Origin of the sequence: Streptococcus equinus, from assembly GCF_049393805.1 — a bacterium.
GTDB classification, from domain to species: Bacteria; Bacillota; Bacilli; order Lactobacillales; family Streptococcaceae; genus Streptococcus; species Streptococcus equinus.
On the sequence record NZ_CP185763.1, the window covers coordinates 1,653,219 to 1,673,800 of the forward strand.

A 20,582-nucleotide genomic window follows, 5' to 3' on the forward strand; every position below is an offset into this window, starting at 1 on the left:
ATTTAGGATGAAAATCATATTTTTACATGGTTTAGGACAAGACGAAACATCTTGGAATGAAGTGATAAAGGCATTGCCAAATCACGACTGTTTGAGTGTCAAGTTATTTGAAAGGGATGTTTTCCCAACAGATTTCAAAGTGTTGGAAGATAAAGTTCATAGTATTCTGGAAAGCATTGATGAAGATTTTATTCTTGTAGGGTTATCACTAGGTGGCATGCTAGTGCTTGATATGATTCAGTTTAATTTGGCAAATCTAAAAGGGATTGTGGTTTCGGGTGGTCAATATAAAATGAAGGGGAATTTAGCTTTTTATATGCAATATCTACTTTTTGCTTGCACCCCAGCTCGGGTATTTGAAAAACAAGGTGTTGACAAACATGCCATGAAATCATTTTACGGAGGGCTTTCACAGTTCAATTTAGCTAAAGTATTAACAGAGGTTGAGTTACCAGTTCAACTTATTTGTGGTCAAAATGATAAGGCAAACTTACCAGCAGCAAAAGCCATGCACAAACTAATGACTAATTCACAGTTGAACATTATCCCAGATAGTGGGCATGTGTTAAATACAGAGTGTCCAGATGATTTTGCTAATATTATTAAAAACTTTCTAAATAGAATCATGTAGTCAATCTAGGCAAATTTTTAATAAAAAAACGCTATGAGCAATCTAACTCATAGCATTTTTTATACTTTTTTCAGCAATTAGTGAGAAATACGTTTACGTGCTGCTTTTTTACGATTTTCTTGAATGAAAGCAGCTTTTTCTTCTTCAGGTTCAATAATTTTTTTCTTAACTGCAAAGATAGCGCCAGCAACTGTAGCTGCAGTGGCTACCACACCAGTAGCAAGACCTTTAGCAAATGCGAATTTTTTAGCCATAATAATTCTCCTCCTTACTGATAAGAACAGGGAGTATAAAGAGTTCTTTATACTCTTTTGTAGCAGTAGGATTGGTTTTCTTGTCCTACCACCTTATGTTATAATAATGGTAACTAAAAATGCCTAAAAGTTCAAGTGAAAACGTTATATTTACTAAAAAATCAGGCTTAGGACGGATAAAAATAAATGTCAAAAAAAATAAAACTGCTAGCTGTAGTTGGGCCGACTGCTGTTGGAAAAACAGCACTGGGAATTGAGCTAGCAAAACAATTCAACGGAGAAATTATCAGCGGTGATAGTCAGCAAGTCTATCGTCAATTAGATATTGGAACGGCAAAAGCAACTCCTGAAGAACAAGCTGAAGCAGTGCATCATTTGATTGATGTGCGCAATGTTGATGAGACTTACTCGGTTTATGATTTTGTTCAGGAAGCTAGCGCAGCCATTTCAGATATTGTCAGTCGAGGCAAACTTCCGATTATCGTCGGGGGAACAGGACTTTATCTTCAAAGCTTACTAGAAGGTTACCATCTGGGTGGTCAAGTAGATCAGGAAAAGGTTCTTACTTATCGAAAAGAGCTTGACCTTTTATCAGACGACGAGCTTTTTGAAAAAATAGCAGAGCAAAAAATTGAAATTCCTCAGATTAATCGACGTCGAGCTATCCGAGCACTTGAGTTAGCTAAATTTGGAAAAGATTTGGAAAACAAAGAAACAGATTATGATGCTTACTTGATTGGTCTAAATGACGATCGTCAAGTTCTGTATGACCGCATTAACCATCGCGTTGATCTCATGGTTGAAAATGGGGTTTTGGATGAGGCAAAATGGCTTTATGACAATTATCGTGAGGTTCAAGCAGCACGAGCTATTGGTTACAAAGAACTTTTCCCATACTTTTTAGGAGAAGATTCTCTTGAAAACTGTGTTGAAAAATTAAAACAAAACACACGACGTTTTGCCAAACGCCAGTTAACTTGGTTTAGAAATCGAATGGCAGTTCAGTTTTATAATGTTTCTGAAACAGATTTTAAAACAAAAGTTGCAGAAGATGTTGACCGTTTCTTAAATGATAAGAAAATGTAAGGTAGAGCAAAAACTCCTTTACCCTTTTCAAATAAAATTTATGTTATAATGATATTTACGGATTAATTAAGTAAAGGGGTGAGTACAAGATGATTGAAACAAGCAAGCACCAAGAACGAGTGATTTTGCTAGGAGTTGAGTTGCCTGACACAGAAAACTTTGAAATGTCAATGGAAGAATTGGCATCACTCGCAGAAACAGCAGGTGCTGAGGTAGTCTCATCTTATCGTCAAAAGCGTGAGAAATATGATAGTAAATCTTTGATTGGTTCAGGAAAATTAGCTGAAATCAAAGCGATTGTTGATGCTGATGAGATTGATACTGTGATTGTCAATGACCGCTTAACACCGCGTCAAAATGTTAATTTAGAAGCAGAACTTGGTGTTAAAGTTATTGACCGCATGCAGTTAATTTTAGATATTTTTGCCATGCGTGCTCGTAGTCACGAAGGTAAATTGCAAGTTCATCTGGCTCAACTCAAATACATGCTGCCACGTCTTGTTGGACAAGGTGTTATGCTTAGCCGACAAGCAGGTGGAATTGGTAGTCGTGGACCTGGTGAAAGTCAGTTAGAGCTTAACCGTCGTTCGATTCGCAATCAAATTTCAGATATTGAACGTCAACTGAAAATCGTTGAGAAGAATCGTGAAACTGGTCGAGAAAAACGCACTGAGTCACAAGTCTTTAAAATTGGTTTGATTGGCTACACAAATGCGGGTAAATCAACGATTATGAACGTTTTGACAAATGATAAGCAGTACGAAGCTGATGAATTGTTTGCGACTTTGGATGCGACGACAAAGCAAATTTATTTGCAAAATCAATTCCAAGTGACTCTCACGGACACGGTTGGATTTATTCAAAATTTACCGACAGAATTGGTAGCGGCGTTTAAGTCAACATTGGAAGAAAGCCGAAATGTTGATTTGCTTTTGCATGTCATCGATGCCAGCGATCCAAATCATGCCGAACATGAAAAAGTGGTTATGAATTTGTTAAAAGAGTTGGATATGCTTGATATTCCTCGCTTAGCGGTTTATAACAAAATGGATGTGGCAGAGCATTTTGCAGCGACAGCTTTTCCAAATGTTCGCATTTCAGCGCGTGATAAGGATGCTCGTTCACTCTTGCGTAGATTGATTATTAATGAAATTCGTGAGATTTTTGAACCTTTTAGCATTCGTGTGCATCAAAGTCAGGCTTATAAGCTTTATGATTTGAATAAAATTGCGCTTCTTGACCGTTATGACTTTGCACAAGAATATGAAACGATTACAGGTTACATTAATCCAAAAAATAAATGGAGACTAGAAGAATTTTATGACTGATTATATAAGCTTAGCTTTAAAATATGGTGGTTTTACATCACTTGATAAAGTGTATTTAAAAAATACTTTGGAAAATTTAACTGATGCGCAAAAATTGAGTTTTATCACACCACCACCAAGTGTTATTAACGCTTATTTTGCAGAAATGTATCAAAAACAATCTCCACAAGCAGCAACGGATTATTATTTTGAACTGTCAAAAGAACTTGATTTGTTAAATGACAGCCCATCTTTTGATGAGCATAAGCCGTTTATTCGCTTGAATTTATCTGGGAAATCATATGGTTTCACCTATGAAAACGACAAAGAAGTTGCGCGTGTTTTCTCTGAAAAGAATGAAGCATTGACAACGGATGTCTTGTTTGAATTGGCTCAAGTTTTCCCACAATACAAAGTCTATGTTGAAGCTGATAAGATTAAAATGTCAAAAATGGATTTTGATGATGAAGAACTAGAAGACTTAACGCCAGAAAGTAGTTTGCTCAGCCATGTTTCAAAATTAAAAGGCAATATGGTTAAGCTAAAAAGTTTTAATCGTGATGAATTATCAGATTTGTTGGCGCATTATCAAGGGCAAGTCTACTATACCTTTGATCAGCGCGAATTCATTGCGTATGTAAAAGTAACGAAATAGGAAGGATAACTAAAAACTTCGGTTTTTATTGGTATATATGGAATTACAATTTTTGGGAACAGGAGCGGGTCAGCCCTCAAAGTCACGTAATGTGTCAAGTTTAGTATTAAAGTTACTTGATGAGATCAACGAAGTCTGGATGTTTGATTGCGGCGAGGGCACACAACGCCAAATTTTGGAAACTGCAATTCGTCCACGTAAAATAAAACGTATTTTTATCACACACTTACACGGTGACCACATTTTTGGATTGCCAGGATTTCTAGCAAGCCGTGCCTTTCAAGCTAATGAAGAACAGACTGACCTTGATCTTTATGGTCCAGTAGGCATTCGTTCTTATGTTTTAAATAGCTTGCGCTTGTCAGGTGCACGTTTGCCATATCGTATTCATTTCCATGAATTTGACGAAAATAATCTTGGAAAAATCATGGAGACAGATAAATTTGTGGTTTATGCTGAAAAGCTCGATCACACTATTTTCTGTATTGGCTACCGTGTGATGCAAAAAGATCTTGAAGGAACGCTTGATGCGGAAGCTTTGAAAGCAGCTGGTGTACCATTTGGTCCATTGTTTGGAAAAATCAAGAGCGGACAAGATGTTGTGCTTGAAGATGGCACAAAAATCATTGCTAAAGATTATATTTCAGCACCGAAAAAAGGAAAAGTGGTTACTATTTTAGGTGACACACGTAAGACTGATGCTAGTGTTCGTCTTGGCCTTGGCGCTGATATTTTGGTCCACGAATCAACTTATGGTAAAGGTGATGAGAAAATTGCTCGTAAGCATGGTCACTCAACAGGAACACAAGCTGCTCAAATTGCAAAAGAAGCGTCAGCAAAATGTCTGCTGCTTAACCACGTCAGTGCTCGTTTCTTGGGTCGCGAATGTAAGCAAATCGAAAATGATGCCAAAGTCATTTTTGAAAATACACACTTAGTTAAAGATTTGGAAGAAGTTAGCTTATGAGAATAATCGCAATCACAGGGGCAACAGGTGGTCTTGCTCAAGAAATCGTAAAACAACTGCCGACAGATGATTTTGTTATTGCTTTAGGACGAAATCTTAAGCGTTTGGAAGCATGTTATGCCAACCGACCAAATACAGCCTGTTATGAATTAGACATGACAAGTGATGAGGCAATTGGTGACATGGTCGAAAAATTGTACGCTAATCATGGTTACATTGATGTCTTCATTAACAATGCTGGCTACGGTGATTTTAGTGAATTTGATGCTTATACAACAGCACAAATCCGTGATATGTTTGATATCAACACATTTGCAACCATGACTTTTTCACGTTTAGTTGGTCACAAGATGAAAGAAGCAGGACACGGGCATATTGTTAATATCGCAAGTATTGCTGGCTTGATTTCATCAGTCAAGTCATCTGTTTATTCTGCAACAAAATTTGCAGTGATTGGCTTTTCAAATGCTCTTCGTTTGGAACTTGCTGACAGTAATGTCTATGTGACCACTATTAACCCCGGACCGATTGCAACGACATTCTTTGACAAGGCAGACCCATCTGGCGACTACTTAAAGAGCGTTGACAAATTTGTTCTTCAACCTGATTATGTTGCCCGTCGTACGGTTGCCATTTTAGGTAAGAATAAACGTGAAGTGAACATGCCATTTTCAATGGCAGCAGCTCATAAATTCTATACACTTTTCCCAAAAGTTGCTGATTTTCTAGCACGAAAAGTGTTTAACTACAAATAACCTCCTTTCAATTCTACGTAAGAAGTGAGAAGTGAATGATAACAAGTAAATACCATTGGAAAAATATTGAAAAAGAGCCAGATGATGGCTTTTTTGACCTAACAAAAAAAGAAAAAATAACTGCCTTGGCTAGTAAGATTATTTACAGTCGAGGTATTGATACAGAAGAAAAATTAACTCAATTTTTGTCAAATGATTTATCAAAATTGCATGACCCTTATCTCTTACATGATATGGACAAAGCTGTTGCCCGTATTCGTCAAGCAATTGAAAATTATGAACAAATCTTAGTGTACGGTGACTATGATGCTGACGGTATGACAAGTGCAAGTATCATGAAAGAAGCACTTGAAATGCTAGGTGCGGAAGCTCAAGTCTACTTGCCAAATCGTTTTGTTGACGGCTATGGTCCAAATGAATCCGTTTATAAATATTTCATCGAGCAGCAACAAGTTTCTCTGATTATTACAGTTGACAACGGTGTGGCTGGACATGAAGCGATTAGCTACGCACAAAGTCAGGGTGTTGATGTTATCGTGACAGACCACCACGGTTTGCCAGCAGAGCTTCCGGAAGCTTTTGCGATTGTGCACCCAGAGCATCCAGAAGGAAATTATCCGTTTAAGTATTTAGCTGGTTGCGGCGTTGCTTTTAAAGTAGCTTGTGCTTTGCTTGAATCTATTCCGACAGAAATGCTTGATTTGGTTGCTATCGGTACGATTGCAGATATGGTCAGCTTGACTGATGAAAATCGAATCATGGTTAAAGTTGGGCTTGAAATGCTTAAGCAGACTGAACGCATTGGTTTAATGGAATTGATGAAAGTTTCTGATATTGACATGTTGGATGTTAATGAAGAGACTGTTGGTTTTAAAATCGCTCCGCAGTTAAATGCTCTAGGACGTCTTGATGATCCAAATCCTGCTGTTGAATTATTAACGGGATTTGATGATGAAGAAGCGCTAAGCATTGCTCAGATGATTAATGCGAAGAACGAAGAGCGTAAAGAAATCGTTCAAAAGATTTACGACGAAGCTATGAACATGGTTGATTTGGATAAGCCAGTTCAAGTTTTAGCCAAGGAAGGCTGGCATCCAGGTGTTTTGGGGATTGTAGCTGGACGTATTTTAGAACATATTGCTCAGCCAGTTATCGTTTTAAACATTGAAGATGGCATGGCGAAGGGTTCAGCAAGAAGTATTGAGGCTATCAATATCTTCCAAGCACTCGATGACCATCGTGATTTATTTGAGGCTTTTGGTGGACATGCTGGCGCCGCCGGAATGACTTTGCCGGTTGAAAATCTTGAACAACTATCTCAGGTGTTGTGCGACTATATTGCTGATAATGATATTGATTTGTCACAGAAAAAGACGCTGACAATTGACGAAATTTTGCCACTAGCTGAAATTGATTTAGACACGGTTAAGAGCCTTGAAAAAATTGCACCGTTTGGTATGGACAATCCAAAACCAGTTTTTGAGATTAAGGATTTCGAAGTTAAGCAAGCGCGTACCATGGGACAAAATGGTGCACACTTGAAATTGAAAATTACGCAAGGTTCAACAGCCGTTGATTTGGTTGCTTTTAACCAAGGACACCTAGTCCAAGAGTTCCAACAAGCACAAAATCTTTGCCTTGCTGTGACCTTGTCAATCAATAAATGGAATGGTCAGACTACTGTGCAATTGATGCTGGAAGATGCGCGTGTTGACGGTGTTCAGTTGATTGATATTCGTGCTAAGAATGCAAGCCTTCCTGAGCGTGTGCCTGTTCTAGATGAAGATACAACTGCAAGTGAAGTAGTTGTTCTAGACGTTCCAGAGAGCGCTGATGAATTAAAATCACTTTTTGTAGGTAGACAATTTGATGCTATTTATTTCAAAAACCACATCAAGCGTGCTTATTACCTAACAGGATACGGTACACGAGATCAATTTGCTAAGCTTTATAAAACGATTTATCAATTCCCTGAATTTGATGTTCGCTACAAGCTGAAAGAATTGAGTCATTATCTTAATATTCCTGATATTCTTTTGGTCAAAATGATTCAAATTTTTGATGAATTGGATTTTGTAACCATCACAGATGGAGTGATGGTCGTCAATAAAGATGCTGAGAAGCGCAGCATTTCTGACAGTAAAATTTATCAAAATCTTAAGCAAGAAGTGAAATTTCAAGAGCTTATGGCACTTGGAACGCCACAAGAAATTTATGACTGGTTGATGAACTAGCTTAAAAAGTTACGTTGCTTAGCTCAGCGTAGCTTTTTTAGTTTTTGCTATAGAAAACGTTTACTTAAAAATTGAAAACTTTTTAAATTGGAACTATAATGAGACTATAGGGTTATAGATGACTTTTAAGGTATTTTTTAAAGGAGGTTTCTTATGTGTACTGCAATTACTTATACAACTAAAGATAATTACTTTGGTCGAAATCTTGATTTGGACTTTTCTTACAATGAAACGGTAACGATTTGTCCTCGAAATTATCCTTTTTCGTTTAGACACCAAGGAGAAAATAACAGCCATTTTGCCATGATTGGTATGGCGACTGTAGTTGATGATTATCCACTTTTTTATGAAGCCGTTAATGAAAAAGGCTTGGGTATGGCAGGATTGAATTTTCCAGACAATGCTAACTATCAAGAAGTAGCAGAAGATAAGGTTAATGTTGCATCCTTTGAATTCATTCCTTGGTTATTGTCACAATGTGAATCTGTTGCAGAAGTTAAGGAACTATGTAAAAATCTCAATATAACAAACGAAGCTTTCAGTTCAGATTTTCAACCAAGTCCGCTACACTGGTTGGTAGCAGACCGTCATGAATCAATTGTGCTAGAACCACTTGCTAAAGGGTTAAAAGTTTACGATAACTCAACTGGTGTTTTGACTAATAATCCAACTTTTGATAAACAATTATTCAATTTGAATAACTATCGTCATCTATCTCCAAAGGTTTCAGAAAATCGTTTTGCTAAAGAGTTAGAACTTGAAACTTATAGCCGTGGCATGGGTGGACTTGGTTTGCCTGGTGATTTATCATCAATGTCACGTTATGTAAAAGTTGCTTTTACAAAATTAAATTCTGTGGCTGAAGAAACAGAAGAAAGCAGTGTTAATCAATTCTTCCACATTTTAAAATCTGTTGAACAACAAAAAGGACTTTGCTATGTCGATGAAAGTGGCAAATATGAGTACACTATTTATAGCTCATGCATCAACACTGATAAGGGAATTTACTACTACACAACTTACGACAACTCACAGATAACAGCGGTTGATATGTATAAAGAAAATTTGGATGATAGCAAGTTGGTTTCTTATCCATTAGTAAAAGAATGGCAAGTCAACTATCAGAACTAAGGCCTCAAAATTTAATTGCCAAAATCTCTTCCCTTTTAGAGAAAATATGGTATAATAAAATGTAAAAACATTTTTTGGCAAAAAGCCCATAGAAAGAAGAAAATGGATTTAAAAGATTATATCGCTACAATTGAAAACTATCCTAAAGAAGGAATCACTTTCCGTGATATTTCTCCTTTGATGGCAGATGGAAATGCTTATAGCTATGCTGTTCGCGAAATTGTACAGTATGCTACTGACAAAAAAATTGACATGATTGTTGGGCCAGAAGCTCGCGGATTTATCGTAGGTTGCCCAGTTGCATTTGAGCTTGGAATTGGTTTCGCACCAGTTCGTAAACCTGGTAAATTACCACGTGAAGTAATCACAGCAGATTACGAAAAAGAGTACGGTACAGATACTTTGTGTATGCATGCCGATGCTATTAAACCTGGACAACGTGTCCTTATCGTTGATGACCTTTTGGCAACAGGTGGTACTGTAAAAGCAACTATCGAAATGGTAGAACGCCTTGGTGGTGTTGTTGCTGGATGTGCTTTCCTTGTTGAATTGGACGGCCTAAACGGACGTAAAGCAATCGAAGGTTACGATACGAAAGTTTTGATGAATTTCCCAGGATAATTATAGCTAAAAACTATAACTACCTAAAGAAATTATATAATTGAAAACTATATCTCCATCTCTTATAATATTACTTAAAAATAATATTATAGAGTGGAGATATTTTCATGCCAATAAAACTTGATAAAGAATTACCGGCCTTAGACATTTTGCGCAAAGAGAATGTCTTCATCATGGATAATAAACGTGCAAAACACCAAGATATTCGTCCGATGGATTTTCTCATTGTCAATCTAATGCCGACAAAAGAAGTGACGGAAACGCAACTTTTACGTTTGCTTGCCAACACACCATTGCAAATTAATGTAGAATTTCTTTATATGACAAGCCATGAGTCGAAAAATACAACAGCTGAGCATTTGGAAACTTTTTATAAAACTTTTTCAGATGTTAAGCACAAGTATTATGATGGTCTGATTATTACTGGTGCGCCTGTTGAGACGATGCCTTTTGAAGAAGTGGATTATTGGGAAGAGCTCTGTGATATTTTTGACTGGGCAAAAACTCATGTTTATTCGACGCTTCATCTTTGTTGGGGAGCTCAAGCAGGGCTTTATTACAAATATGGCATTAAAAAGGTCATGTTAGAACAAAAATTATCGGGTATCTTTTCTCAAACGGTAAAAGAACCATCAAATCCAATTGTTCGAGGTTTTGATGATTCCTTTATGGCCCCGCATTCTAGGCATACAGAAGTTCGCCATGAAGATGTTGACAAAATCGATAATCTTGAGGTAATTGCTGAGGGACCGTCGGTTGGATTGTCTATTGTGGCAAGTAAAGATTTGCGTGAGGTTTATAGTTTTGGGCATTTGGAATATGACCGTGAAACTTTGGATCGTGAATACAAACGTGATTTGAAAGCTGGGAAAAATCCGAATCTTCCTGAGCATTATTATACCAACGATAATCCAGAGCAAGATATTCCAATGAAGTGGAATATGGCAGCAACGACATTTTTTAGTAACTGGATTAATTATGCCGTTTATCAAGAAACCCCATATTTGTTAGAGGAGTTAGAAAAAGAGCCTTCATTTTATGGTTTTCTATGATTAGCTGGAGTTGAAAAGTTATCCGTCTTTTGATATGTTAAGTTTTAGTGGATGTGAAAATCTTTTAGGAATGATATTATGAGTTATTTAGAAAATTATAAATCTGGTAATTTGGTGTTACCAAGTGCTCTTTTGTTTCATTACAAAGACATTTTCAAAAGTTCAGATGACTTTTTGATTTGGCAATTTATTTATTTGCAAAATACGACTAAAATGGATGATTTGGCACCAAGTCAAATTGCCAGTGCTCTTGATAAAACAGTTGCTGAAGTGAATCGTTCAATATCTGATTTGACAGCACAAGGTCTACTTGATATGAAGACTATTGAGCTTGAAAATGAAATCGAAGTGATTTTTGATGCTAGCCCAGTATTAGAATTGTTGGATCACTTGGTAGAAGCACCAAAACAAGTAGCTAAAAAGCAAGCTTCTAATCCGTTAAAAGAGTTAGTTGAAGATTTTGAACGTGAATTAGGTCGTATGTTGAGTCCGTTTGAGTTGGAAGATTTGCAAAAAACCATTCGTGAGGATAAAACTGAGCCTGACTTGGTACGTGCGGCTTTGCGCGAAGCTGTTTTCAACGGAAAAACAAACTGGAATTACATCAATGCCATTTTGCGCAATTGGCGTCGTGAAGGTATAACAACTCTACGTCAAGTTGAAGAGCGACGTAAAGAACACGAAGATTCTAAAGCTGGTAAGGTCAATGTTTCAGACGACTTTTTGGCTGCTATGGATTTGTGGAGTGACTGATGAGAATTGGACGAGAACGTTTAAAGAAAGTCTTAGAAATTATCGGTGATATGTATCCTGATGCCCGTTGTGAGTTGGATTGGCAAACGCCATTTCAACTTTTGGTTGCGGTGATATTGTCTGCGCAAACGACGGATAAAGCCGTTAATAAAGTTACACCAAATCTTTGGAAGAAATATCCTGAGATTGAGGATTTGGCGACGGCTAATCTGTCTGATGTGGAAGATTGTCTTCGTGCGATTGGGCTTTATAAAAATAAAGCTAAGAATATCATCAAGACTGCGCGTGCGATTTTGCAAGATTTTGATGGCAAAGTTCCTAAGACGCATAAAGAACTAGAAACCTTGCCTGGTGTTGGTCGAAAGACAGCTAATGTCGTACTAGCTGAAGTTTATGGCGTGCCGTCAATTGCTGTCGATACGCATGTTTCACGAATCGCAAAACGTCTTAACATTTCTGCACCAGATGCTGATGTTAAGGAGATTGAACAGGATTTGATGAAAAAAATTCCAAAGAAAGATTGGATTTTGACGCATCACCGCTTGATTTTCTTTGGACGCTATCATTGCTTGGCTAAAAAGCCTAATTGCGATATCTGTCCAGTCCAAACTTATTGCAAGTTTTATAAAGAAAATATCAAAAATAATTAGCAGTTCATATGGACTGCTTTTTATTGTGCTTTTGTAAGGAGAAGTCGTTTTTGATATAATAAAATGAATGATATTTTAGAAGGAAGAATTATGCAAACAGTATTATCACAGCGCTTAGCTGATGTGGCTGAATTTGTGCCACAAGGAGCGCGTTTATTGGACGTTGGAAGTGACCACGCTTACTTACCGATTGCTCTAATGGAAGAAGGAAAAATTGATTTTGCCATTGCTGGAGAAGTTGTGAAGGGACCTTATGAATCTGCAGTTCATAACGTTTCTGGAGCGGCTTTATCAGACAAGATTGATGTTCGATTGGCTGATGGACTAGCAGCATTTGAAGCATCTGATAACATTACAACAATTACGATTTGCGGCATGGGTGGCGGATTAATTGCTGATATTTTGGCTGCTGGTACTGAAAAATTAGCAAATGTAGAGCGTCTTATTTTACAACCTAACAACCGTGAAGATGAGCTTCGTACTTGGTTGATGAACAATGGCTTCAAGTTGGTTGCTGAAAAAATTATGACTGAAAATGATAAATTCTACGAAATCATGGTGATAGAACACGGTCAAATGGAGTTATCAGCGACAGAATTGCGTTTTGGTCCATTTTTGAATCAAGAAAAGTCTGATGTCTTTAAAGCACGCTGGCAACGAGAGTTGAAAAAACTTGAAATCGCTTTACCACATGTTCCAGAAAATCGTGTTGATGATCGCTCTGCTATTTTACAAAAAATGGCGGCTATCAAGGAGGCAATCAATGAAGGCTAGTGAAATTATTGCACGTTATGAGGCTTACTGTCCTCGCGAACTCTCAATGGAAGGCGATATTTCAGGACTTCAAATCGGAACACTTGATAAAGAAGTGAATCGAGTTATGATTGCGCTTGATGTGCGTGAAACAACAGTTGCTGAAGCAATCGAAAATAATGTTGATTTGATTATTGTTAAGCATGCACCGATTTTCCGTCCGCTTAAAGATTTAGTGGCAACTCCTCAAAATCAGATTTATCTGGATTTGGTTAAGCACGATATCGCAGTTTATGTCAGTCATACGAATATTGACATCGTTCCAGGTGGTCTGAATGACTGGTTCTGTGAGCTTTTGGAAATTACTGATACTGAGATTTTGAGTCCGACTTCTGATGGCTATGGTATCGGTCGTGTCGGCAACATCAAAGAACAAACTTTTTCAGAATTTGCTCTAAAAGTTAAAGAAAAATTCCAGCTTGACAGTGTTCGTTTGGTGGCATACGGCAATCAAGAACAACTTGTCAATCGAGTTGCTATTTGTGGTGGAAGTGGTCAAAGTTTTTATCGTGATGCAATGGCAAAAGGTGCCCAAGTTTATATTACAGGGGACATTTACTATCATACAGCCCAAGAAATGATTACAAATGGTATGCTAGCTATCGACCCAGGACATCATATCGAAGTGCTTATGGTTGACAAGCTACTTGAGAAATTTAATGCTTGGAAAGCAGAAAGCGACTGGAACGTCGAATTCTTAGCAAGTAAAGCTGAGACAAATCCGTTTTATCATTTGTAGGATTTTCAGCTGACATTTGTCAATAATAGTTTCTAATTGCCTGTAAAATTAGGAAAATTAGTGACAGCATTTGCAAAAAATGATAAAATAGTTCTGATAATTGATATTTATTTATAAAGAGGGAGACCTAACTATGAAAGGTATTATTCTTGCAGGAGGCTCAGGAACACGTTTGTATCCTTTGACTCGTGCAGCTTCAAAACAACTTATGCCAGTGTATGATAAACCAATGATTTATTATCCACTATCAACATTGATGTTGGCTGGTATCCGAGATATCCTAATCATCTCAACACCAACTGATATTCACCGTTTTGAAGAATTACTAGGTGATGGTTCTGAATTTGGTATTTCACTTTCTTATGCTGTACAACCAAGTCCAGACGGATTGGCACAAGCATTTATCATTGGTGAAGACTTCATCGGTGATGACAACGTAGCTCTTGTTTTGGGTGATAACATTTATCATGGTGCTGGACTTAGCAAAATGCTTCAAAAAGCAGCAAGCAAAGAAAAAGGTGCTACAGTATTTGGTTACCAAGTTAAAGACCCAGAACGTTTTGGTGTTGTTGAATTCGACGAAGATTTCAACGCTCTTTCAATCGAAGAAAAACCAGAACATCCAAAATCACACTATGCCGTAACAGGTCTTTACTTCTACGATAACGATGTTGTTGAGATTGCTAAAAGTATTAAACCAAGTGCGCGTGGTGAACTTGAAATCACAGATGTCAACAAAGTTTACCTAGAACGCGGAGATCTTTCAGTAGAAGTTATGGGTCGTGGATTTGCATGGCTTGATACTGGTACACATGAAAGTCTTCTTGAAGCAGCTCAATACATCGAAACAGTGCAACGTATGCAAAACCTTCAAGTGGCAAACTTGGAAGAAATTGCATACCGCATGGGTTACATCACAAAAGATGATGTGCGCGAACTTGCACAACCACTTAAGAAAAACGAATACGGAAAATACTTGCTCCGTTTGATTGGAGAAGAATAATGACAGAACAATTTTTTGGTAAAGAATTAGCAGCACGAAAAATCGAAGCTATTCCTGGAATGATTGAATTCGATATTCCAGTTCATGGAGATAACCGTGGTTGGTTCAAAGAAAACTTCCAAAAGGAAAAAATGTTACCACTTGGTTTCCCAGAATCATTCTTTGCAGAAGGAAAATTGCAAAATAACGTCAGCTTCTCACACAAAAATGTTTTACGTGGACTTCACGCAGAACCATGGGATAAATACATCTCAGTTGCAGACGAAGGTAAAGTTCTAGGTTCATGGGTTGATTTGCGTGAAGGTGAAAGCTTTGGTCACGTTTATCAAACTGTTATCGATGCTTCAAAAGGTATCTTTGTTCCTCGTGGTGTCGCTAATGGTTTCCAAGTATTGTCTGATAAAGTATCATACAGCTACTTAGTCAATGACTACTGGGCACTTGAACTTAAACCAAAATACGCTTTTGTAAACTACGCAGATCCAACTCTTGGTATTAAATGGGAAAACTTGGAAGAAGCAGAAGTTTCTGAAGCAGATAAAAATCACCCATTGCTTAAAGATGTTAAACCTTTGAGCAAAGATGATTTGAACTAAGGTTTTAATTCTAATTATTATTTGAATTTAAAAGAGCGAGCAAAGCGAGCTTGAAACGATATTTGACGCAGTGGTGAAAGTGAAATCTAATATTTTTTTAGATTTCACCGGAAATTTTGAGACTTTTGGCTCAAAATTTAGGCATGGAATTCCACAGGAAGTCGCTGCCGTCCGCACCACATAAGTCGAATATCAAAAATAAATAAAATTTCGGAGAAATTTAAAAGATGTCTGAATACAAAAATATCATCGTAACCGGTGGTGCAGGTTTCATCGGTTCAAACTTTGTACACTATGTTTACAATAATCACCCAGATGTACACGTTACAGTACTTGATAAATTAACATATGCTGGTAACCGTGCAAACTTGGAAGAAATCCTTGGTGATCGCGTTGAGTTGGTTGTTGGTGATATCGCTGACGCAGAATTGGTTGACAAATTGGCTGCTAAAGCTGATGCAATCGTTCACTACGCTGCAGAAAGCCACAACGATAACTCATTGAAAGATCCAAGTCCATTTATCCAAACAAACTTTGTTGGTACATACACACTTTTGGAAGCAGCTCGTAAATATGACCTTCGTTTCCACCACGTATCAACTGACGAAGTTTACGGAGATCTTCCACTTCGTGAAGACCTTCCAGGACATGGTGAAGGACCAGGTGAAAAATTCACTGCAGAAACAAAATACAACCCAAGTTCACCATATTCATCAACAAAAGCTGCATCAGACTTGATCGTAAAAGCTTGGGTACGTTCATTCGGCGTTAAAGCAACTATCTCTAACTGCTCTAACAACTATGGACCATACCAACACATCGAAAAATTCATTCCTCGTCAAATCACAAACATCTTGTCAGGAATTAAACCAAAACTTTACGGTGATGGCAAAAACGTTCGTGACTGGATTCACACAAACGACCACTCAACTGGTGTTTGGGCAATCTTGACAAAAGGACGTATCGGTGAAACTTACCTTATCGGTGCAGATGGTGAAAAGAACAACAAAGAAGTTCTTGAACTTATCCTTGAAAAAATGGGGCAACCAAAAGATGCCTACGATCACGTAACAGACCGTGCAGGTCACGACCTTCGTTACGCTATCGATTCAACTAAACTTCGTGAAGAACTTGGTTGGGAACCAAAATACACTAACTTCGAAGAAGGACTTGAAGCAACAATCAAATGGTATACAGATAACCAAGATTGGTGGAAAGCTGAAAAAGAAGCTGTTGAAGCTAACTACGCTAAAACACAAAAAGTTCTTGACTAATAAATTAAAAAGCCTATCACATCAAGCTTTTTCAGCTTGTGTGAAGGGCTTTTTTATGTGCTTTGGGGCATTTAGGGGGCAAAATACAGGAAGAAAAATGTTATAATAAGTTTACTTTTTGGATAAAGGAGGAGCAGTGATGAGAGATGACGTCAAATTAGCTCACGAAATTGCTAAAAGAGCGCATAAAGGTCAAGTTGACAAAGCTGGTGCACCTTATATTTTACACCCTGAGACTGTAGCGTCATTCGTCACGAAAGATGATGAAAAAATTGTTGCCTATTTACATGATGTGATAGAAGACACTCCTTGTCAGCTGAGAGATTTAGAAAATGCAGGATTCTCATCTGAGATTATAAAAGCAGTTGATTTATTGACTAGAAAAGCTGGTCAATCGTATAAGCAATATCTTAAACTTGTTAAAACAAATGAATTAGCACGTGTTGTCAAGTTAGCAGATTTGAAGCACAATTCGGATTTATCACGGCTTACTCATGTTACTGAAAATGACATTAAACGTTTGAAAAAGTACCAAGATGCTATTGTCTTTTTAAGCACTTAGAAGTTCTATGTGCTTTTTCTTACTTTACATTAGGAAAATAACTCATAAGTTAACCTTTGATGTAAGAATTGTTCTTATTTTTCTTGACGTCAAATTCAGAATAATAGCTATTTTTCTGGTACAATAGAAGAAAACGAGAAAGAAGAGAATGATGACAAAGTTAGCAACGATTTGTTATATTGATAATGGTGAGGCACTTTTGCTTTTGCACCGTAATAAAAAGCCAAATGATGTTCATGAAGGAAAATGGATTTCAGTTGGTGGTAAGCTTGAAGCAGGTGAGACTCCTGATGAATGCGCAAAGCGTGAAATTTTTGAAGAAACTCATTTTATCGTTAAAGAAATGGACTTTAAGGGAGTGATTACTTTCCCTGAATTTACACCTGGTCATGATTGGTACACATATGTGTTTAAAGTGACTGATTTTGAGGGTGAGTTGATTTCTGATGAGGAATCACGTGAAGGAACATTGGAATGGGTTCCTTATGATAAAGTTCTTTCAAAACCGACTTGGGAAGGTGATTATGAAATCTTTAAGTGGATTTTGGATGATGTTCCATTCTTTTCAGCTAAATTTACTTATGATGACCAACAACGTTTAGTTGATAAAAGTGTCACTTTCTATGATAATAAGTAGCACTTAAAGAATAGATTTACGTGAGTGAGGTTTTTTATGGACAGTCATAAAGAAAAAAAGTTTACAGATTCCTGGTTTTTCAAATGGGTATTAAATAGTCAAGCGACAGTAGCTATTTTGGTTACGTTTATTGTCTTTTTGACACTTTATTTGTTTACTAAGATTTCATTCTTATTTGAACCGGTTCTGGCATTTCTTGCTATCATCATGCTTCCTTTGGTTATATCAGCTATTCTTTATTATCTGATTAAGCCTTTGGTTGCTTTTATTGAACGTCGTGGTTTTAGTCGAACGACTTCAATTTTTATTGTTTTTGCCATTATTATCGCTTTGATTATTTGGGCAGGTGCAAGCTTTATTCCGATGATTGAAGGTCAAGTTAAGTCATTTATTGAAAATTTACCTGCCTATGTTAAAAGTGTTAACGTTGAAGGTTCTAAGCTTTTGAGAAGTCCATGGCTTGCTAATTATCAGACTGAGCTGCAGGATATGCTGGTAAATATTAGCAACAAGGCTGTTGATTACGCTGAAAGTTTTTCTAAGAATGCTTTTGATTGGGCATCTAATTTTGCCAGTGCCATAGCTCGTGTAACTGTTGCTATTATTATGTCACCTTTCATTCTATTTTATTTCTTACGTGATAGTCATAAGATGAAGGATGGTTTAATCAAGGCTTTGCCAACAAAAATGCGTCGTCCGTCAGCACGCATTCTTGGTGACATTAATAAACAACTTGCAGGTTATGTTCAAGGTCAAGTTACGGTTGCTATCGTTGTTGGAATTATGTTTACGGTCTTCTTTAATATTATAGGCTTGCGTTATGCGGCAACTTTTGGTATTATTGCAGGGTTTCTTAATATGATTCCGTATCTTGGTAGCTTTTTAGCTATGGTTCCTGTTGTGATTATGGGGATTGTTCAAGGACCGATTATGCTTGTTAAGGTTTTAGTCACTTTTGTGATTGAACAAACTATTGAAGGACGTTTTGTGGCACCATTGGTTTTGGGAAGCAAGTTGAGCATTCACCCAATTACCATTATGTTTATTTTGCTAACGTCTGGTTCGATGTTTGGTATTTGGGGAGTTTTCCTAGGAATTCCAATCTATGCGTCTATCAAGGTTGTTGTAAAAGAAATTTTTGACTGGTACAAAGGTGTCAGTGGTTTATACGAAGAAGATTTTATTGTCGAAAAAGGAGAAGAAAAAACAGAGAATGTTAAATAGTGAAAAAATGGTAGCTTCGCTTCAAAGTCAAGATTTGGAGCATGCTAATAAATACTTTAAACGTGCTTTAAAAGAAGATGATGCGGAAACACTCTTGGAATTGGCTGAATATCTTGAAAGCATTGGATTTTTACCGCAGGCAAAAGAAATCTATTTGCAAGAGCGTGAAGAATACCCAGAAGTTAATGTCAACCTTGCACAAATTGCTACAGAAGACGGCGACATTGAGGGGGCATTCTTGTATCTTGATGCGATTTCACCTGATAGTGATGCCTACTTGTCAGCACTTCTTGTCATGGCTGACATTTATGAAATGGAAGGTCTTGCGGATGTGGCGCGTGAGAAACTTTTGTTGGCTAATGAAATCAGTGATGAACCATTGGTTATCTTTGGTCTTGCTGAAATTGAACTTGAGCTTGGCAATTATAATCAGGCGATTAAAGAATACGCTAAGTTAGATAATCGTGAGATTTTGGAATTAACTGGTATTTCAACTTACCAACGTATTGGTCGAGCTTACGCTAGCCTTGGTAAGTTTGAAGCTGCGATTGAGTTCCTTGAAAAAGCTGTAGAAATCGAATACGATGACAATACTGTCTTTGAATTGGCAACAATCTTGTATGACCAAGAAGAGTACCAAAAAGCAAATATTTACTTCAAACAATTGGAAGCAATGAATCCAGACTTTGAAGGATACGAGTACGTTTATGCTCAATCTCTTCACGAAGAAAATAAAACTGAAGAAGCTCTTCGTTTAATTCAAAAAGGGTTAGCAAAAAATGAATTTGATACCAACCTTTTGCTTGCTGCATCACAATTCTCATATGAATTACATGATCCAAAACAAGCTGAAAGCTATTTAGTGAAAGCAAAAGAAGTAGCTGTAGACGATGAAGATGTGCTTATGCGTTTGACGAACTTGTATTTGGAAGAAGAGCGCTACGAAGATGTGATTGCACTAAATCGTGATAATATCGATAATGTTCTTACAAAATGGAACATTGCTAAAGCTTATCAAGCACTTGAAGCTGATAAAAAAGCTCTTAAGATTTATGATGATTTAGCGACTGATTTAGCAGACAATCCTGAGTTCTTACAAGATTATGCTTATATTTTGCGTGAATTTGGCTATATCGATCGTGCAAAAGACGTTGCAAAACGCTATTTAACCTTTGTTCCAGATGATGTTAATATGGTGGAATTTATAGATGAAGATGAATTTTAAAAGTCTTTTAGCTGGTAATCTCATAACAGTTATCATCATTTTTGTTTTGTTATCATTCTTTGATCAAAGCGGTGACCCGATGCGCAATATTATTGTTGTGTTTGTCGGATTTGTCCTGATGACTAGCTATGATTTTATTAGAACAAGAAAAGATAAGAAAAAATAGAGCGTAGCAAGTGCTACGTTTTTTTATGCTGTTTTCATAGATATTTTCATTAACATAGGTTAAAGATAAATAAAAATTTCACAAGCGAAATTTCACAAACTTTTCGTAAAACTATGGTATAATTGATTCATATTTGTGAAAAAATAAAATTTTGTGATTTAGATTTGACTAATTTTATCACCAAGCATATTAATAAGTGATGTATTTTGAAAGGAATACCTTTCTTGATTAGTCATCTAAATATAGG

23 protein-coding genes are annotated in these 20,582 nt (G+C 37.0%); 22 read left to right on the forward strand and 1 reads right to left on the reverse strand.

Annotation, left to right across the window (positions count from 1 at the left end; genetic code table 11):
* The first annotated feature begins 7 nt into the window (after positions 1 to 7).
* Positions 8 to 631: an alpha/beta fold hydrolase gene (locus tag ACN0NP_RS08230; protein ID WP_243603219.1), complete on the forward strand. Its 624-nt coding sequence runs from the start codon at positions 8 to 10 to the stop codon at positions 629 to 631.
* 77 nt (positions 632 to 708) lie between these two features.
* On the opposite strand, the gene ACN0NP_RS08235 is transcribed toward ACN0NP_RS08230, so the two are convergent.
* Positions 709 to 885 (reverse strand): DUF3042 family protein, encoded by a 177-nt coding sequence (locus ACN0NP_RS08235; protein WP_006532352.1) that lies wholly within the window; start codon positions 883 to 885, stop codon positions 709 to 711.
* Between the two features lie 186 nt (positions 886 to 1,071).
* On the opposite strand from ACN0NP_RS08235, the gene miaA reads away from it, so the two are divergent.
* The 21 genes from miaA to ACN0NP_RS08340 all read left to right on the forward strand — a co-directional run bounded on the left by miaA (position 1,072) and on the right by ACN0NP_RS08340 (position 20,335).
* Positions 1,072 to 1,971 carry a tRNA (adenosine(37)-N6)-dimethylallyltransferase MiaA gene (miaA, locus tag ACN0NP_RS08240; RefSeq protein WP_423217136.1) on the forward strand — a complete coding sequence of 300 codons (900 nt, stop codon included), beginning with the start codon at positions 1,072 to 1,074 and terminating at the stop codon, positions 1,969 to 1,971.
* 89 nt (positions 1,972 to 2,060) lie between these two features.
* Complete coding sequence (hflX, locus tag ACN0NP_RS08245) at positions 2,061 to 3,299, forward strand: GTPase HflX (RefSeq protein ID WP_021142023.1); 1,239 nt, start codon at positions 2,061 to 2,063, stop codon at positions 3,297 to 3,299.
* The gene (locus tag ACN0NP_RS08250) at positions 3,292 to 3,933 is read left to right on the forward strand and encodes a cystathionine beta-lyase (RefSeq protein WP_423217137.1); all 642 of its coding nucleotides are present in this window, start codon (positions 3,292 to 3,294) and stop codon (positions 3,931 to 3,933) included. The genes hflX and ACN0NP_RS08250 overlap by 8 nt, the downstream gene beginning before the upstream one ends.
* A 37-nt stretch (positions 3,934 to 3,970) precedes the next feature.
* Positions 3,971 to 4,900, forward strand: a complete 930-nt coding sequence (rnz, locus tag ACN0NP_RS08255; protein ID WP_024344347.1) for a ribonuclease Z — start codon at positions 3,971 to 3,973, stop codon at positions 4,898 to 4,900.
* On the forward strand, positions 4,897 to 5,655 hold the full coding sequence (locus ACN0NP_RS08260) for an SDR family NAD(P)-dependent oxidoreductase (protein WP_423217138.1): 759 nt from the start codon (positions 4,897 to 4,899) through the stop codon (positions 5,653 to 5,655). Before rnz ends, ACN0NP_RS08260 begins: the two co-directional genes overlap by 4 nt.
* A 35-nt stretch (positions 5,656 to 5,690) precedes the next feature.
* The gene (gene recJ, locus ACN0NP_RS08265) at positions 5,691 to 7,889 is read left to right on the forward strand and encodes a single-stranded-DNA-specific exonuclease RecJ (protein ID WP_423217139.1); all 2,199 of its coding nucleotides are present in this window, start codon (positions 5,691 to 5,693) and stop codon (positions 7,887 to 7,889) included.
* A 153-nt stretch (positions 7,890 to 8,042) separates the two neighbouring features.
* Positions 8,043 to 9,020, forward strand: coding sequence for a choloylglycine hydrolase (gene bsh, locus ACN0NP_RS08270; protein ID WP_039690960.1), 978 nt, complete (start codon positions 8,043 to 8,045; stop codon positions 9,018 to 9,020).
* A gap of 102 nt (positions 9,021 to 9,122) precedes the next feature.
* Positions 9,123 to 9,641, forward strand: coding sequence for an adenine phosphoribosyltransferase (locus ACN0NP_RS08275; protein WP_021142031.1), 519 nt, complete (start codon positions 9,123 to 9,125; stop codon positions 9,639 to 9,641).
* A 107-nt stretch (positions 9,642 to 9,748) separates the two neighbouring features.
* Positions 9,749 to 10,693, forward strand: coding sequence for a homoserine O-acetyltransferase MetA (gene metA / locus ACN0NP_RS08280; RefSeq protein WP_021142032.1), 945 nt, complete (start codon positions 9,749 to 9,751; stop codon positions 10,691 to 10,693).
* Between the two features lie 78 nt (positions 10,694 to 10,771).
* A complete protein-coding gene (locus ACN0NP_RS08285; protein ID WP_021142033.1) occupies positions 10,772 to 11,446 on the forward strand; it encodes a DnaD domain-containing protein in 675 nt (224 codons plus the stop codon).
* Positions 11,446 to 12,096, forward strand: coding sequence for an endonuclease III (gene nth, locus ACN0NP_RS08290; protein WP_074483401.1), 651 nt, complete (start codon positions 11,446 to 11,448; stop codon positions 12,094 to 12,096). Before ACN0NP_RS08285 ends, nth begins: the two co-directional genes overlap by 1 nt.
* A 90-nt stretch (positions 12,097 to 12,186) precedes the next feature.
* Positions 12,187 to 12,870, forward strand: a complete 684-nt coding sequence (locus ACN0NP_RS08295) for a tRNA (adenine(22)-N(1))-methyltransferase (protein WP_423217140.1) — start codon at positions 12,187 to 12,189, stop codon at positions 12,868 to 12,870.
* Complete coding sequence (locus tag ACN0NP_RS08300; protein ID WP_423217141.1) at positions 12,860 to 13,648, forward strand: Nif3-like dinuclear metal center hexameric protein; 789 nt, start codon at positions 12,860 to 12,862, stop codon at positions 13,646 to 13,648. Before ACN0NP_RS08295 ends, ACN0NP_RS08300 begins: the two co-directional genes overlap by 11 nt.
* Before the next feature lie 133 nt (positions 13,649 to 13,781).
* On the forward strand, positions 13,782 to 14,651 hold the full coding sequence (gene rfbA / locus ACN0NP_RS08305; RefSeq protein ID WP_004231150.1) for a glucose-1-phosphate thymidylyltransferase RfbA: 870 nt from the start codon (positions 13,782 to 13,784) through the stop codon (positions 14,649 to 14,651).
* The gene (locus ACN0NP_RS08310) at positions 14,651 to 15,247 is read left to right on the forward strand and encodes a dTDP-4-dehydrorhamnose 3,5-epimerase family protein (protein ID WP_004231151.1); all 597 of its coding nucleotides are present in this window, start codon (positions 14,651 to 14,653) and stop codon (positions 15,245 to 15,247) included. Before rfbA ends, ACN0NP_RS08310 begins: the two co-directional genes overlap by 1 nt.
* A gap of 227 nt (positions 15,248 to 15,474) precedes the next feature.
* The gene (gene rfbB, locus ACN0NP_RS08315) at positions 15,475 to 16,521 is read left to right on the forward strand and encodes a dTDP-glucose 4,6-dehydratase (protein ID WP_021142038.1); all 1,047 of its coding nucleotides are present in this window, start codon (positions 15,475 to 15,477) and stop codon (positions 16,519 to 16,521) included.
* A 139-nt stretch (positions 16,522 to 16,660) separates the two neighbouring features.
* Positions 16,661 to 17,083, forward strand: a complete 423-nt coding sequence (locus ACN0NP_RS08320; protein ID WP_039690956.1) for an HD domain-containing protein — start codon at positions 16,661 to 16,663, stop codon at positions 17,081 to 17,083.
* 151 nt (positions 17,084 to 17,234) lie between these two features.
* Positions 17,235 to 17,720 (forward strand): NUDIX hydrolase, encoded by a 486-nt coding sequence (locus tag ACN0NP_RS08325; protein ID WP_021142040.1) that lies wholly within the window; start codon positions 17,235 to 17,237, stop codon positions 17,718 to 17,720.
* A gap of 36 nt (positions 17,721 to 17,756) precedes the next feature.
* Positions 17,757 to 18,944 carry an AI-2E family transporter gene (locus ACN0NP_RS08330; protein ID WP_039690955.1) on the forward strand — a complete coding sequence of 396 codons (1,188 nt, stop codon included), beginning with the start codon at positions 17,757 to 17,759 and terminating at the stop codon, positions 18,942 to 18,944.
* Positions 18,934 to 20,169 carry a tetratricopeptide repeat protein gene (locus ACN0NP_RS08335; protein ID WP_423217142.1) on the forward strand — a complete coding sequence of 412 codons (1,236 nt, stop codon included), beginning with the start codon at positions 18,934 to 18,936 and terminating at the stop codon, positions 20,167 to 20,169. The genes ACN0NP_RS08330 and ACN0NP_RS08335 overlap by 11 nt, the downstream gene beginning before the upstream one ends.
* Entirely contained in the window at positions 20,153 to 20,335 is a 183-nt protein-coding gene (locus tag ACN0NP_RS08340) for a hypothetical protein (protein ID WP_021142043.1), read from the forward strand. The genes ACN0NP_RS08335 and ACN0NP_RS08340 overlap by 17 nt, the downstream gene beginning before the upstream one ends.
* Positions 20,336 to 20,582: the final 247 nt, after the last annotated feature.